Source organism: Acinetobacter sp. PC34 (assembly GCF_051789135.1).
Taxonomy (GTDB): Bacteria; Pseudomonadota; Gammaproteobacteria; order Pseudomonadales; family Moraxellaceae; genus Acinetobacter; species Acinetobacter johnsonii.
In genome coordinates, this window is the sequence record NZ_CP196664.1 from 3,130,494 (window position 1) to 3,145,233 (window position 14,740).

At 43.6% G+C, this 14,740-nt stretch carries 12 protein-coding genes; 8 read left to right on the forward strand and 4 right to left on the reverse strand.

All coding sequences use genetic code 11. The annotated features are described in order from the left end of the window. Positions 1-32: 32 nt before the first annotated feature. Positions 33-1,238 carry a type II secretion system inner membrane protein GspF gene (gspF, locus tag ACSC9N_RS15295; RefSeq protein WP_010325796.1) on the reverse strand — a complete coding sequence of 402 codons (1,206 nt, stop codon included), beginning with the start codon at positions 1,236-1,238 and terminating at the stop codon, positions 33-35. A gap of 152 nt (positions 1,239-1,390) precedes the next feature. Between gspF and ACSC9N_RS15300 the strand changes: the two genes are divergently transcribed. The 7 genes from ACSC9N_RS15300 (at position 1,391) to ACSC9N_RS15330 (ending at position 8,913) form a co-directional block, all read left to right on the forward strand. Continuing rightward, positions 1,391-3,613, forward strand: a complete 2,223-nt coding sequence (locus ACSC9N_RS15300) for a primosomal protein N' (RefSeq protein ID WP_010325795.1) — start codon at positions 1,391-1,393, stop codon at positions 3,611-3,613. Between the two features lie 82 nt (positions 3,614-3,695). Further along, positions 3,696-5,537, forward strand: a complete 1,842-nt coding sequence (locus ACSC9N_RS15305) for a monovalent cation:proton antiporter-2 (CPA2) family protein (protein WP_010325794.1) — start codon at positions 3,696-3,698, stop codon at positions 5,535-5,537. 50 nt (positions 5,538-5,587) lie between these two features. Continuing rightward, on the forward strand, positions 5,588-6,463 hold the full coding sequence (locus ACSC9N_RS15310) for an Hsp33 family molecular chaperone HslO (protein WP_010325793.1): 876 nt from the start codon (positions 5,588-5,590) through the stop codon (positions 6,461-6,463). 200 nt (positions 6,464-6,663) lie between these two features. Next, positions 6,664-7,116 carry a DUF2147 domain-containing protein gene (locus ACSC9N_RS15315; protein ID WP_010325792.1) on the forward strand — a complete coding sequence of 151 codons (453 nt, stop codon included), beginning with the start codon at positions 6,664-6,666 and terminating at the stop codon, positions 7,114-7,116. 143 nt (positions 7,117-7,259) lie between these two features. Beyond that, positions 7,260-8,213, forward strand: coding sequence for a DnaJ C-terminal domain-containing protein (locus ACSC9N_RS15320; protein WP_010325791.1), 954 nt, complete (start codon positions 7,260-7,262; stop codon positions 8,211-8,213). A 10-nt stretch (positions 8,214-8,223) separates the two neighbouring features. Next, positions 8,224-8,580: a chaperone modulator CbpM gene (locus ACSC9N_RS15325; RefSeq protein ID WP_004978810.1), complete on the forward strand. Its 357-nt coding sequence runs from the start codon at positions 8,224-8,226 to the stop codon at positions 8,578-8,580. A gap of 72 nt (positions 8,581-8,652) precedes the next feature. Then, positions 8,653-8,913, forward strand: coding sequence for a YdcH family protein (locus ACSC9N_RS15330; RefSeq protein ID WP_004692664.1), 261 nt, complete (start codon positions 8,653-8,655; stop codon positions 8,911-8,913). A 120-nt stretch (positions 8,914-9,033) separates the two neighbouring features. On the opposite strand, the gene ACSC9N_RS15335 is transcribed toward ACSC9N_RS15330, so the two are convergent. The 3 genes from ACSC9N_RS15335 to rpsO form a co-directional block, all read right to left on the reverse strand. Beyond that, positions 9,034-10,269 carry a magnesium transporter CorA family protein gene (locus ACSC9N_RS15335; protein ID WP_004978806.1) on the reverse strand — a complete coding sequence of 412 codons (1,236 nt, stop codon included), beginning with the start codon at positions 10,267-10,269 and terminating at the stop codon, positions 9,034-9,036. A 142-nt stretch (positions 10,270-10,411) separates the two neighbouring features. Continuing rightward, a complete protein-coding gene (gene pnp / locus ACSC9N_RS15340; RefSeq protein ID WP_171056729.1) occupies positions 10,412-12,499 on the reverse strand; it encodes a polyribonucleotide nucleotidyltransferase in 2,088 nt (695 codons plus the stop codon). 260 nt (positions 12,500-12,759) lie between these two features. Continuing rightward, positions 12,760-13,029, reverse strand: a complete 270-nt coding sequence (rpsO, locus tag ACSC9N_RS15345; protein WP_004692669.1) for a 30S ribosomal protein S15 — start codon at positions 13,027-13,029, stop codon at positions 12,760-12,762. Positions 13,030-13,280: 251 nt separating this feature from the next. Here rpsO and ACSC9N_RS15350 point away from each other — a divergent pair, with 251 nt between their 5' ends. Then, the gene (locus tag ACSC9N_RS15350) at positions 13,281-14,579 is read left to right on the forward strand and encodes an EstA family serine hydrolase (RefSeq protein WP_010325789.1); all 1,299 of its coding nucleotides are present in this window, start codon (positions 13,281-13,283) and stop codon (positions 14,577-14,579) included. The last annotated feature ends 161 nt before the right edge of the window (positions 14,580-14,740 follow it).

A 14,740-nucleotide genomic window follows, 5' to 3' on the forward strand; every position in this document is an offset into this window, starting at 1 on the left:
TGAATTTTCTCTTCCATCTTATATTTTTAAAATTAAATCATGTTGTTCATGTTGACGATCGGCAGCATAACGGCAATCACAATCACCAAGACAATGCTTGCCATCAGAACCAACATCAGTGGCTCAAGTAAAGCCAGCAAGGTCGATATGAGCGTTGTCACCTCTCGGTCTTGCATGGTCGATGCACGCTCCAACATCCGATCCAATTCACCCGACGTTTCACCACTTTTAATCATTTGTACCATCATCGGTGGGAAATAACCACTGCGCTCCAGCTGGGTCGCAAGGTTTCCACCTTCGGTCACTTTTTCTGCGGCATGATTGACCGCATCGCGAATCACCCAGTTGTTACTCACCGCCGCGCCAATTTTTAATGCATCTACCAAGGGCACACCCGACTGGGTCAAAATCGATAAGGTACTGGCAAAGCGTGCGGCATTTATACCACGTGAAAGTTTACCGAATAATGGCAGTTTGAGCGTTAAACGATCAAAGGCATAATGCCCTGCGGTGGTTCTTAAAAATCGCAATAATAAGCCGATGCCGAGTACACTGCCCACCAATAAAAATGGCCATGCCACTCGAATAAAATCACTGGCTTTCATTAGTGCAACCGTAATCCATGGCAAGGCATCTTTGCTTTGGTCAAAGGTTTTGACAATGTCAGGCACCACATAGGTCATAAGTCCCATCACGATGGAAAAAGACATCAGCATTAAAATAATCGGGTAAATCATCGCGCCTTGGATTTTTTTTTGCATCGCAAAGCGATTTTCGGTGTAATCTGCCAGCTGATCTAAAATTAAGTCTAAATGCCCTGAACGCTCGCCAGCGGCAATCGTGGCAATATACAACTCTGGAAAACGTCCAGATTGCTGTAAACCCTGCGCCAATGAGTGACCTTCCAATACTTTAGAACGTACTGACATCAATAGATTTTGTACATGTGTTTTTTCTGACTGCTTTCCAACCGCACGAATGGCTTCTTCCAACGGAATGGCTGCCGCCACAAGTACCGAAAGTTGACGTGTCAATAAAGCCAAATCATAGGCGGTAATTTGTTTTTGAAACCATGTTTTACTGCTGTGCTTATCTTTTTGTTCAACAGGATCAACCGAGACTGGAATCAGCGCTTTATCACGAAGTTGTTGCCGAATTTGACGTGCTGAATCCCCTTCGAGCACGCCTTTTTGCTGCTTTCCTGCGGCATCGAGTGCGGTAAATTGATATGCTGGCATGTTTACGCTTTCTAATGGTCCATTTAGTCATTTGGCGCTGTTGCATGTCGGCACCAAAATCATTCATATTCTAAGTTATAAATTATGTCATCACTCTAACACAACTCATTCATCGCACAACGACAATTTCATCAGGACATTTTGAGCTTTTTATGCCAGAAAATACACTTTCCACAACACCAAGCTACCGTATTCGTGTGGCTGTTCCCGTTTATCTATATGACTGTTTTGACTATAGTTTAACGGCTGAACAATACCACCAAGCTGAAGTGGGTGCACGTGTGGCTGTCTCATTTGGGCGCCAAAATGTGGTCGGTGTCATTGTTGAGAAACTCACTGATGAGAAACCACTCGATTTAGGCTTTAAACTTAAAGCCATAACTGAGTTGCTCGATGACAACGCTATTCTAGATACTAAAGTTTTAAGTTTATTGACATGGTCAGCGCAATATTACCAATTTCCCATTGGTGAAGTGATGCATGCTGCTTTGCCCAGCTTTTTACGCCAAGGCAAACCTTATAACCTACTGGCGCGAATGTGGAAGCTGATTGATGATCATGCCGAAGACAAATTAAAACGTTCAGAAAAACAACAAGATGCCTATAAAATTTTAAAGCTGCATCCCACCGGAACGTCTGAAAACATTTTAAATTTGGCTGGTATTGAAACTGCGACCTTAAAAGCCTTAGAAAAAAAGCAAATCACCCAGTGCATACTTGAAGCTCAAGACTTTAAACCCCAAGCCATGACACTGGCGCAAATGCCTCTCACGCCCAATGATGAACAAAAGCGTGCCATTCAAAACATTCTCAAAGTTCGTCATAGCTACCACGCTTTCTTACTGGATGGTTTAACCGGTAGTGGCAAAACTGAAGTCTATTTGCAAGTCATGCAAGAGGTTTTAAAACAAGGCAAACAAGTCTTGGTATTAGTGCCTGAAATTGGTCTCACCCCACAAACAGTGAGCCGTTTTCAGTCACGTTTTCACTGTCATATTGCGCTACTACATTCAGGTTTAAATGATTCTAAGCGCCTGCAAGCCTGGCAAAGCGCACAAACGGGCAAAGCTTCGATTGTGATTGGCACACGTTCTGCCATCTATACGCCCCTTCCGCATTTGGGTTTGATTGTCTTAGATGAAGAGCATGACTTATCTTTCAAGCAACAAGAGGGCTTCCGTTACCATGCTCGTGATGTGGCTTTATACCGTGCACACTTAGAAAACTGTCCGATTATCCTCGGTTCGGCAACGCCAAGTATCGACAGTTATGCATTGGTTGAACAAGGTAAAATGACCCGTTTGGAGTTGGACCAACGTGCAGGTGTGGCCGTGATGCCGAAAATGCATGTGATCGATCTGAAAGTGGCACAAAAACAAAATGGCATCAGCCAACAACTGATTCATGAAGTACAAAAGCGCTTAGACAAAAAAGAACAGGTGCTGATTTTTTTAAACCGTCGCGGCTATGCGCCTGTGTTGATTTGTGAAAGTTGTGGCTGGCAGGCGAAGTGCCCCCACTGCGATGCCAATTTTACCGTGCATCGACAGCCCTACCAGCATTTGCACTGTCACCACTGCGGCACCATCCACCGCATGCCTGAACACTGCCCGCAATGTCAGCATAGCGAACTGAAACCAATTGGTTTAGGCACCGCAAAAGTTGAAGAAAACCTACAAGCACTGTTCCCAAATTTTGACGTAATTCGGGTTGATCGTGACTCGACCAGTCGAGTCGGCAGCTGGCAAAAAATCTATAACAAGATTCAGAAAAGTGAACCCATCATTTTGCTCGGCACCCAAATGCTGGCCAAAGGACATCACTTTCCTTATGTGACTTTAGTGGCGATTTTAGACATCGACTCAGGCCTACTCAGTGTTGACTTTCGTGCCACAGAACGTACTGCACAGCTCATCATCCAAGTCGCTGGACGTGCTGGGCGCGGCGAGAAAAAAGGCGAAGTCTATTTACAAACTCTACGTCCAGATCATCCTTTGCTGAATACCCTGCTGGAATCAGGCTATCGCAGCTTTGCCAAGCAAACGTTGAAAGAGCGTAAAGCTGCATGGATGCCACCTTATCGCTATGCGGCTTTATTGCGCTGTGAATCCAAAGACCAAGAACTGAACCAAAACTTTTTACAAGAGCATGCGCAAGCACTGCGCCAAGCCTCCGAAAACAGTATTGATATTTGGGGGCCCATTCCTGCGCCGATGGAACGTAAAGCAGGCCGCTATCAAGCGCATATGGTACTACTGTCCAAAGACCGTGCGCGGATGCATTTTTACATTCGTCAGTGGTGGCAAAATGTCTGGCACAACAAACCGCATGGTATGAAATTGAGCCTTGATATTGATCCACAAGAGTTAAGTTAAGACTTGACGTGAATAAGGTTTAGACCTGAGTCGCGTTCTCCCTTAAACTTCCAACATAAAGAAAAAAATTTAGGACAGGGCAATGTCTCTACTGCTTCAAATCACCCTCTTTTTGGCTGCGGCACTGATGATCGTTCCGTTGGCAAAACGGCTGGGGATTGCCACGGTACTCGGCTATTTATTCACGGGTATCTTACTCGGCCCCAGTGTATTAAATGTCGTCCATGACCCTGAAGACATTCATAAACTCGCTGAATACGGCGTGATTTTCTTGATGTTCATTATTGGACTAGAACTTCGCCCGCAACGTTTATGGGAAATGCGTAAATCCATTTTTGTGATGGGCAGTTTACAAGTAACACTCTGTGGCGTGCTACTGGCGTGCATCGTCTTTTTTGCCCTGCAGCAACAGATTTCGGCCAGTGTTGTGATTGGTTTTGCCCTTGCCCTATCCTCCACCGCATTTGTGTTGCAACTGCTCAGCGAAAAACAGCAACTTAATACCACTTTTGGTCAGCAGTCCTTTTCCATTTTACTCTTTCAAGATATTGCCGCGATTCCGCTGATTGCGATTATCCCCCTGCTTGCGGGAACAAACTCAACCCATCATGGCGTGGCCTACTTTGCAGCAATTGTGGCCACCTTTACAGGCTTGTTTTTATTTAGCCGCTATCTCATGCGCCCTTTTTTCCGCTTTGTGGCCAAAAGTGGCGCGCATGAACTGATTACTGCAGTCGGTTTGTTTATTGTCTTAGGCGTAGTCGCGCTGATGGATGTCTTAGGCATCAGTACCACCTTGGGCGCATTTTTAACTGGGGTGTTACTTGCTGACTCTGAATTCCGTCATGAACTGGAAGCCAGTATTGCACCATTTAAAGGTCTACTTCTCGGTCTATTTTTCATGACCGTCGGGATGAGCACGCAAGTTTCGCTCCTGTGGGAAAGCCCAAGTCTGATTATTGGCGGTGCGTTATTGCTGATGTTGGTCAAACTACTGGCCTTAACAGCCATCGCTCGCTACTTCGAGTTTTCATGGCGCAATAGTTTGATGCTGGCAACCTGTTTGGCACAAGGCGGTGAATTTGCTTTTGTGGTGCTCAATGTTGCCATGAGTGAACACGTGATTACGCAAGCCATTTTAGAGCCGATCAATTTGATCGTGACGTTGTCGATGATTCTGACGCCTATTCTATACTGGCTGATGAGTTCGTGGGTGGTGCCTCTATTCGAGAAAGAGGCTACACCTGTCTATGATGAGATTCCTGAACAGCATAACCCGATGATCATTGCTGGCTTTGGCCGTGTCGGCCAAATTGTGGCACGACTGGTTCACTTACAGCACCAAACCTTCACGGCGATTGACAGCAATATCGACAAGGTCGATTTCGTTCGTAACTATGGCGGCAAACTCTACTATGGTGATGCCACTCAACCCGATATCCTGCGTGCAGCCGGTATCGAACATGCCAAAGTGTTTGTATTAGCCATTGATGATATTGAAGACTCGATGAATGTGGCACGCCATATCCGACTCAATTATCCAGATTTAAACTTGCTGGTCCGTGCCCGTGACCGACATCATGTGCATTTGCTGCGTGACTTGGGGGTAGAGCATATTTGGCGTGAAACCTATTTATCGTCTTTAGGGATGGCTTATTTTGCCCTGCGTAATTTAGGCATTGCAGAACAAGATGCTTATAAGAGCATTGAGTTATTTCGCGATTATGATGAAAAACTGCTCGCACAGCAGCAAAGTATTTATAACGACGAACAGAAGGTCTATGAAACACATCGTAATGCTTTGGCCGAATTAGAACACTTATTTGAAAGTGATACGCAGCTCCGTCAGAGTCCTGTCGGCGTTGACCTACAACGCGAGTTACAACATGACCGAATAGATGTCACACGGGATGAAGTAAAATGACTTGTGTTTTACAATATCGTCACCATTAAGACAGGATATTGGAGAAATTTATGTCTGATTTGCGTCAACGCTTTTATATTGAAGATAGTCCTGTTCGTGGTGAAGTGGTTCATCTAGAAGAAACCCTACAAACCATCTTGGCGCAGCGTGATTATGCACCTGCAGTACAAGTGCTGTTAGGTGAAATGCTCAGTGCCACGGCATTACTTGCCAGTACTTTAAAAATTAAAGGCCGTATTAGTTTACAAATTCAGGCTTCAGGTAGTTTCAAATGGGCCATGGCTGAATGTAATCACCTTGGTGAAGTGCGTGCCTTGGCGGATTATGAAGCAGATCCACGCTTTAATGCTGCCGACAGCAGCACTACGGTATTGAGCACCCTCATTAGCCCTGTACTATTTATTAATATTGAGCCTGAATTTGGTGAGCGTTATCAAGGGATTGTGGCTTTAGACAAGCCAAATCTTGCAGGTTGTTTAATGCAGTACTATGACCTGTCTGCCCAAATTCCAACGCGTATCGTTTTGGCCAGTTCAGCCCAACGTGCTGGCGGTTTACTCATTCAGCTGTTACCACGTAACAGTGAAGAAGAACAAGAACGTGTCGATCAAGACTTATGGCCACGTCTAACCATGTTGACTGAAACGCTCAAAACCGAAGAGTTAACCGACTTAGAAGCAAGTGAAATTCTTTACCGTTTATACAACGAAGAAGAAGTACGCTTACCTGAAGTTGAAGTACTGAAATTTGGCTGTACCTGTTCGAAAGAACGTTGTGCTCAAGCGCTTGAACAAATTGGCGCCGAAGCCGTTCGTGAAACGTTAGAACATCAGAACCCAATTACCATGGACTGCCAGTTCTGTAACACGCAATACAGCTTTAGTGCAGAAGAAGCCTTGGGTTTATTTGGTGAACACTTAAGCTAAGCACATCATGTGCAATAAAAAAAGAGCAGCTGAACTGCTCTTTTTTTATGCCTTTATTCTCATAAAAGCAAGATAATTCAAATGATTCATCACTTTTATTCATAGATATTTCACTGGTCACACCGCATAAATTTCGTTATAAATAAACCCATAATTTTTATATGTCTTTATTTTTCTCTTCCATTTGGGGTTTTATCATCATGAAATTTTCTTGCAGTCTTTTCGTACTCAGCAGTTTATGCGCCTTCTCCAGTTTTGCAGCCACCGATCCCTTGGTCGGCAAATGGAAAACTATCGATGATAAAACAGGATACTCTCTCAGTGACGTCATGATTGAAAAAGACAAAAACAATAGCTATAAAGCAGTCATCGTAAGTACGCGTGAAATTCCAGGTGCGGTAAAAATAGAAAACTGTAGCAAGTGTGATGGGGTCAATAAAAATCAGCCCATCGTCGGCATGACAACGCTCAGCCATTTGAAGTTAGACAATGCCAAAGATTCGACCTATAGCCATGGACAGTTCCTCGACCCTTTCACAGGGCTACGTTATGATGCGTATGCACGACTCAGCAACAATGGTAAGCACTTACGAATTCGAGGAACGTCGACCGAAAATGGCGGTGGGCGCAACATCACATGGGTCAAATATTAAGTATTCCTCATCCATCAAAGCCCCTTTCATCGGGGCTTTTTTCTTGTTATGTTTTGAAACAATAAGGAACATATCTTTACTGTTGAAATCTGCTGAAAGGCTGAATAATGATTAAAACTTAATCAATTTATTTAATCTTATTTATGCCGAAGAACCATTATGAAATACTCGGTTTAACGCGAGATGCGACCGCCGAACAAATTAAAAAAGCCTATCGAAAATTGGCACGTAAGTATCATCCCGATGTCAGTAAGGAGCCTGATGCTGAGGCACGGATGCAAGAATTAAATGTCGCCTACGACACCTTAAGTAATGAAACAAAAAAAGCTGAATATGACTTTGAACTCGATCATCCGCAAGGCTCACAGCAATTCAACCCCAATGCAGGCTTTGGCGGTTTTGAAGATGCATTTCGGAACGCCCAAGGCGGGCAACAGGCACATGATTTTTCAGGGTTTGAAGACTTATTTGGCCGTTTTGGTTCAGGTTTTGGAGGATCAAACTATCAATATCAACGCCAAAATAGCACTCGCCATAAAGGCGAAGACCAACATGCGCGTTTAGAGGTCGATCTTGAGGTTGGGTTCCACGGTACCACCCAAACTATTACCTTACAAATTCCTACTTTAAATGCCTATGGTGAAGCGGAAATTCAGCGCAAAACGCTGGAAGTTAAAATTCCCAAAGGCATGAAAGAAGGGCAACAAATTCGCTTAAGTGGTCAAGGACAGTCAGGTATTCAGGGTGGTGAAAATGGCGACCTGTATATCGAAATTTATTACAAAGATACGGAGACCACACGCATTGAAGGAGTTGATGTCTATCACCAACTGAATATCAGTCCTTGGGAAGCTGCTTTGGGGCAAAGCATCACCGCCGCGCTACCCAATGGTCGGACATTACAAATTCAAATTCCGAAAAATGCCAAAACGGGGCAGCAACTCCGTTTAAAAGATCAGGGGATTCCAGCCAAAACGGCAGGACATTTATATTTAATTTTAAACATTGTTCAACCTCCTGCGCAGAGTGAGCAAGAACAGCAAGCCTACCAAGCCTTTGCTGAAGCCTTCCCTCACTTTAAGCCGCGTCAGTCTTAAGGAGAAAATTATGACGACTATTCAATATCGTGAAATTATTTTAGACGGATGTCGACACGCTGAAATTGTTGATGAACAACATAGCTTTGATTTAAAGCATTTTGCTGAAGCCTGCGGACAAAGTCCTGAATGGGTTTTACAGCTGTTGGAATATGACATTCTGCCTAACCGACCCGATAACCGCATTCACCAATTTTTTGGTGATGATGTCTCACGTGCACGGCGAGCCTATCGCTTACAACGTGACTTTGATGCCAGCTTTACTGCAGTCGCAATGATGCTGGATTTGATTGAGGAAGTTCAAAAACTTCGTCGTGAAGTAAAACATTTACATCTCACTGACCCAGTTCAAACGACTCAACACTAGTTCTATAAAGAAAGATTGGCGCATGCCTTTCTTTCTTTTTTTATTTTTGAATAAGAGGATTAGACGGCAACCATGAAACTCAAAGTTTGTAATAAAAAGACTAAGCTCATGTTTCCTGAATACCGAGACATGATTCAACAGCTTAGAGAAGACAATCCGCATTTTTCTAAAATGTTTGACGACCATGAAGCTCTCGATCAGGAAATTTGTTTACTCGAACAAGACCCTGTCAGGATTCATCGTGGAGAGATTGAGCCCCTCAAACGCAAAAAGTTGTTCATTAAAGATCAGCTTTACCGGATTTTAAAAGGAGCCCAGTTAAAAACCTCTTAAATTAAATCTCCCTGCGACGCCCACATATCCGAATAATAAATTGAACAAGGATAGCGTCAGCATGTAAAGAAACACCTTAAAGCCCATTTGCTTTAATGGTCTATGTGGAAAATCACCGAATTATTTTAATTTGGTGATTTTCTCTAAATCTTTGATGGTGCCCTTCACGGTTTGCTTGATCGGCTCATAATCGATGAACCAAAATAAATTCATATGTTGATCCGCATGCTGCTGTGCCAACATATCAATGACACTTTTTTCGCCACGCCCGACCAAATGACGTCGATAAAAATAATACAGTAAGATCAATGTCGTCATTAACATGATGCCCAACATGATCCAAAACCCTGTTGGAGACTTCAGCCCCGGAATAAACTCGAAGTTCATACCATACACCCCTGTCAACAAGGTTAGCGGCGCAAAAATCGCGGTAATAATGGCTAAAATCCGCATGTTTTCATTGGTTTGATTGGCAATGGCTGAAAAATGTAGATCGATAGCTGCTTGCACTGCATTTCTCAAGCGAATGGTATGCTTTTGAATACGTTCAATATGACTGGTTAAATCATCGACACGTACTAGCATGATGTCTTGTTTTTCGCTACGCTTTTTCCCTTTCAAGTGCGAATAGTTATCGACAATTTCATCGCGTAATTCCTGCAAAGTTTCGATTTGTTCTTCGCACAAATTTTCCACTTGTTGGAAAGCCATATTCTCTTGTAACAGTTGATGCCACTTGGTAAAACGGCGATGCCCTTGTAAAAGCTCTTGCTGCCAAAACTCCACTCGACGCGTCAGCGGAACACGTAAATCGAGATAACCATCCACCATGTTATTGAGCAGTCTCAAGGTCAAATCTAAAGGCGTTGCGGGTAATTTTCGTGGCTTATTATGTTCTTCAATCGGACGGCTCAACACCGTTTCCATACGCTGAATATAGCTTTCAACTTCTTTATTACCCTGCTCTCTAACCGTAATCAAAACTTGCGGCGTGAGCATAAAGCTAATCGGGGTCGTCGCCAGACCAAAAACCCGTTCATGTTTTTCAGCCGCTTGAGTATCAAGCTTGATTTGATCATCAGGTGTGATCAGCTTACGAAAGATCAGCAAGTCATAATCTTCCAAAGTGTCAAAGGCACAAGGGTGTTCTAAATTGAGAATATCGCGCAGATGATATTCATTCATCCACAGTCCCGTTGCCGCATAAATGTCCTGCTGCCAATGTTCTGCCCGATTGACCACATCGTCACGGCTACACTCCACCCAAATAAACTCAGCTTCCTGCTCTGCAATTGGCTGTTTCTGCACATAAGTATGCTGCGCGGTGGGATGTTGATAGAAATAATAGCTTTGCATATCTCATTTATTATTGTCTGTCTTAGCCAGCATGATGCCATAAAAAAAGCCCTGAGCAAGCCAAAGTTTAAATTGGCCAAGCTCAAGGCTTTTCTAAGACAACTCAATTCACATGGCAAACACCATGTGAATTGACAAGAGATTAAACTTGTTCGATGTCTTTCATCGTCAATTTGATACGACCACGGTTGTCTACATCCGCAACTTGTACCTTAATTTCTTGACCTTCTTTCAACACGTCTGCCACGTTTGCAATACGCTCGTTCGAGATTTGTGAAATGTGAAGTAAGCCATCAGTACCTGGAAGGATGTTTACAAACGCACCGAATTCAACGATACGAATGACTTTACCGACGTAAATTGTACCCGGCTCAATTTCAGCAGTAAGTGCTTGGATTTTTGCAACCGCAGCAGCAGCAGCGGCTTTGGTTTCACCAAATACACGAACAGTACCGTTGTCTTCAATATCAATAGCAGCTTTGGTTTCTTCAGTAATGGCACGGATGGTCGCACCACCTTTACCGATTACATCACGGATCTTATCAGGGTTGATGTTGATCACTTGGAATGTCGGCGCATGCATTGAAATTTCAGGACGAGCACGTGAAATCACTTGGTTCATTTCATTCAAGATATGCATACGACCCGCATACGCTTGGTTCAATGCCGCTTCCATGATCTCTTCAGTGATACCTTCAATCTTGATATCCATTTGAAGTGCAGTAATACCGTTCGCAGAACCGGCTACTTTAAAGTCCATGTCACCTAAGTGATCTTCGTCACCTAAGATGTCAGAAAGAACTGCGAAACGCTCGCCTTCTTTCACTAGACCCATTGCAATACCTGCAACTGGCGCTTTCAATGGAACACCTGCATCCATAAGTGATAATGAAGCACCACATACAGAAGCCATTGAAGATGAACCGTTTGATTCAGTAATATCCGATACGATACGAATCACGTACGGGAAGCGGTCAGCTGCAGGAAGAACCGCTTGAACACCACGACGCGCCAAACGACCATGACCGATTTCACGACGCTTAGGACCAGATTCACGACCTGTTTCACCGACAGAGTACGCTGGGAAGTTGTAGTGCAACATGAAGTTGTCAGTTTTAGTACCAGCTAGGGTATCAACCATCAACGCATCACGGGTATTACCCAAAGTTGTTGTTACCAACGCCTGTGTTTCACCACGTGTGAACAATGCAGAACCGTGAGCACGATCTAACACGCCAACTTGAACGTCAATTGCACGTACAGTTTTTGTATCACGACCATCAATACGTGGCTTCCCAGACAAGATGTTGTCACGTACTGTGCGGTATTTTAAGTCTTCAAATAATTCGTCAACTTCAGCAGCAATACCAGTTTCATCTTCTTCAGGAACAAACTGAGCAACAGCTTCAGCGTGAAGCGCATCTAATGCTGCATAACGCTCTTGCTTAACAGCAATTGTGTATGCTTCAGAGATTTTCGCTTCGAATGCTTCTTTCAATTTACCAAGAAGTTCTTCGTTTTTAACTGGCGCAACCCAAGTAGATTCAACTGCGCCCGCAGCTGCAGCAAATTCTTTAATCGCTTGAATTGCGATTTGCATTTCGTCATGACCGAAAAGTACAGCGCCTAACATTTGGTCTTCAGAAAGCTCTTTCGCTTCAGATTCAACCATCAATACAGCAGCTTCAGTACCTGCAACCACAAGGTCAAGATCAGATTCCTTAAGCTGTTCTAAAGTTGGGTTAAGGATGTATTCGCCGTTGATTAAACCAACACGTGCGCCTGCGATTGGGCCTGCAAATGGAACACCAGCAATAGACATCGCAGCTGAAGCGCCCAACATTGCAGCGATATCGCCTTCCATGGTTTTGTCAGAAGAAATAACAGTCGCTGTTACTTGGATTTCGTTGTAGAAACCTTCTGGGAACAATGGGCGGATTGGACGGTCAATAAGACGTGAAATTAAAGTTTCAGCTTCAGACTGACGACCTTCACGCTTACCGTAACCACCTGGGATACGACCTGCGGCATATTGTTTTTCTTGGTAGTTAACAGTCAACGGAAAGAAGTCTTGGCCTGCTTTTGCTTTTGGTTGAGCAACGATTGCAACAAGAACCTGTACACCACCCATGGTGATCACAACAGTGTTTGCTTGACGAGCAACACGACCAGTTTCTAAAACAACCGTGTGTTGACCATATTGGAATTCTTTACGAATAATATTAAACATAGACATGTATTTTTCTTTCCTGATTTTTATTCTAGTGGAGACCCCTAAGGTTTGGCATTCACATCGCCATTTCAGGCAACTGTATAAATGACAAAGCTTAGAAGCCGACCTCACCAGAGACTAAAAATATGATTTTAAGACACAAAGAAGGAGCGAAACATTCGCCCCTTCCCCATTACCTCACAGAAGCAAGGTAGACTTTCTTTTTCAGTAATAAAGCATTCAAAATGCGATAGTCCGAAAATAAAAGTTTAATCGAATTAACGACGTAAACCTAAAGCAGCAATCAAGTCGCTGTAACGAGTAGCGTCTTTACCTTTAAGGTAATCAAGAAGCTTACGACGTTGGTTAACCATACGGATAAGACCGCGACGGCTATGGTGGTCGTGTTTGTGCTCTTTGAAGTGACCTTGTAAATCATTGATTTGAGCAGTTAAAAGAGCCACTTGAACTTCTGGTGAACCAGTGTCGTTTTCAGCGCGAGCAAATTTAGCAATGATCTCTGCGCGATCTGCGTTTGTTAAAGCCATTCGATTTCTCCGAGATGCTTATAAGTTACATTTGATACAAATCAAATTGATTCTTCAAAACCAAGTTGACTGCCGTGCATCACTACAGCAAGGCATTATTTTAAGGGATCTAGCGCTATATTGCAAAAATGTTTTATGTTCGCAGTCAATTCAGCAACTGACGGCTTTGCACAAATCATGCACAATCATGACAATTCTGATTTTCAGTATCAGACTCAAATCCAATAAAAACGAAAAATAGAGAGAAATTTGTGAAAATTTTATCTGCCAATACCTGTTATGTCCCCCATGACCTCAACCACGTGATTCGTTCTAAGAATGAGGTCTCCGCTACCTTGGGTGGCATGAATGACGCACAAATTCAAAGCATTTGGGCCAGTGTAGAGTCCCTATATAAAACAGGAAACTACCCTTTCATCAGCCTCTGTTTACGTCGTCAGGGACAAATATTGTTAAACCGCAGCATTGGTTATGCGCAAGGCAACTCAGCCGATGGTTTAGCGGCAGATGCGAAAATTGGCACACCCGACACCCCAGTTTGCTTATTTTCCGCCTCTAAAATCGTTACAGCCATGCTGATTCATATGTTGGATGAACGTGGTGATCTGAATTTACTCGATCCGATTAGCCACTATATTCCCGAATATGGCGTAAACGGTAAACGTCGTGCCACCATTTTCCATTTGCTCGCTCATCGTGGTGGCATTCCTCGGATTGACAGTAAAATCACGCCTGAACTGTTGTTTAATCAAGATCAAATTTTAGAACGTCTTTATGCGGCACAACCCGTTTCAGCCTCAGGCACACATCTGGCGTATCACGCCGTGACGTCAGGTTATATTTTAGGGGAAATTATCAAGCGGGTAACAGGTCAAACGGCCCGTGAATTTCTTGCCGAAAATATCGAGAAACCCATGGGCTTAGATTACTTTAACTATGGCCTAAAACCTGAGTATCGAGCGGATGTCGCTTTAAACTATGCCACAGGTCTACATCCACGTTTAGGCACAGACCATTATCTTAATCGAGTACTAGGCGGTGGTTTACAGTTAGCCGTCGATGTGACCAATGATGCGCGTTTTATGGACACGATTTGCCCAGCGGGCAACATTTATACCAGTGCGGAACAAGCTGGTCGTTTCTTTGAAATGCTCTTGAGTGGTGGCGAATACCAAGGCAAACAAATCATGAGTGCCCAAACGGTATTTCGCTCGACCTTGGCCACGTCAGGAGTCAGTTTAGATCGGACATTATTAGTCCCGATGCGTTATGCCTTAGGCCCAATGTTAGGGAGTAATCCTATCGGCTTATTTGGACCCATGACTGGGCAAGCCTTTGGACATCTCGGGTTTTCCAATATTCTCTGCTGGGCCGATCCAGAACGTGATATTAGTGTATCGCTATTAACCACAGGAAAATCTGTCGTCGGCACCCACTTACCGGCTTTAGCGAAAACGCTTTATCAAATCTCAAAGCATTGTCCCAAAATCTTAAAGCACCAACGTCGCTCCTTATTTGCAACCGATCGAAGCGAAACAGACTTAGTCTGAGCATAAAAAAAAGCCCAAGTAAACTTGGGCTTTTTTGCGCTGTAGTGTTCTTTTATTTTTGTTCTTGTTGTTTTGGTTATCATTATAATAATGCGCTTTTCCGCGTCTTGTATTAAACATTCCATGTTTAATCATTTACATCCTTATGTGACAGATTTTGC

What these genes read in the sequence shown, in the direction of transcription:
- gspF (WP_010325796.1), bottom strand. Translation starts at nt 1,238, where the DNA reads ATGCCAGCATATCAATTTACCGCACTCGATGCCGCAGGAAAGCAGCAA.
- ACSC9N_RS15300 (WP_010325795.1), top strand. Translation starts at nt 1,391, where the DNA reads ATGCCAGAAAATACACTTTCCACAACACCAAGCTACCGTATTCGTGTG.
- ACSC9N_RS15305 (WP_010325794.1), top strand. Translation starts at nt 3,696, where the DNA reads ATGTCTCTACTGCTTCAAATCACCCTCTTTTTGGCTGCGGCACTGATG.
- ACSC9N_RS15310 (WP_010325793.1), top strand. Translation starts at nt 5,588, where the DNA reads ATGTCTGATTTGCGTCAACGCTTTTATATTGAAGATAGTCCTGTTCGT.
- ACSC9N_RS15315 (WP_010325792.1), top strand. Translation starts at nt 6,664, where the DNA reads ATGAAATTTTCTTGCAGTCTTTTCGTACTCAGCAGTTTATGCGCCTTC.
- ACSC9N_RS15320 (WP_010325791.1), top strand. Translation starts at nt 7,260, where the DNA reads ATGCCGAAGAACCATTATGAAATACTCGGTTTAACGCGAGATGCGACC.
- ACSC9N_RS15325 (WP_004978810.1), top strand. Translation starts at nt 8,224, where the DNA reads ATGACGACTATTCAATATCGTGAAATTATTTTAGACGGATGTCGACAC.
- ACSC9N_RS15330 (WP_004692664.1), top strand. Translation starts at nt 8,653, where the DNA reads ATGAAACTCAAAGTTTGTAATAAAAAGACTAAGCTCATGTTTCCTGAA.
- ACSC9N_RS15335 (WP_004978806.1), bottom strand. Translation starts at nt 10,269, where the DNA reads ATGCAAAGCTATTATTTCTATCAACATCCCACCGCGCAGCATACTTAT.
- pnp (WP_171056729.1), bottom strand. Translation starts at nt 12,499, where the DNA reads ATGTTTAATATTATTCGTAAAGAATTCCAATATGGTCAACACACGGTT.
- rpsO (WP_004692669.1), bottom strand. Translation starts at nt 13,029, where the DNA reads ATGGCTTTAACAAACGCAGATCGCGCAGAGATCATTGCTAAATTTGCT.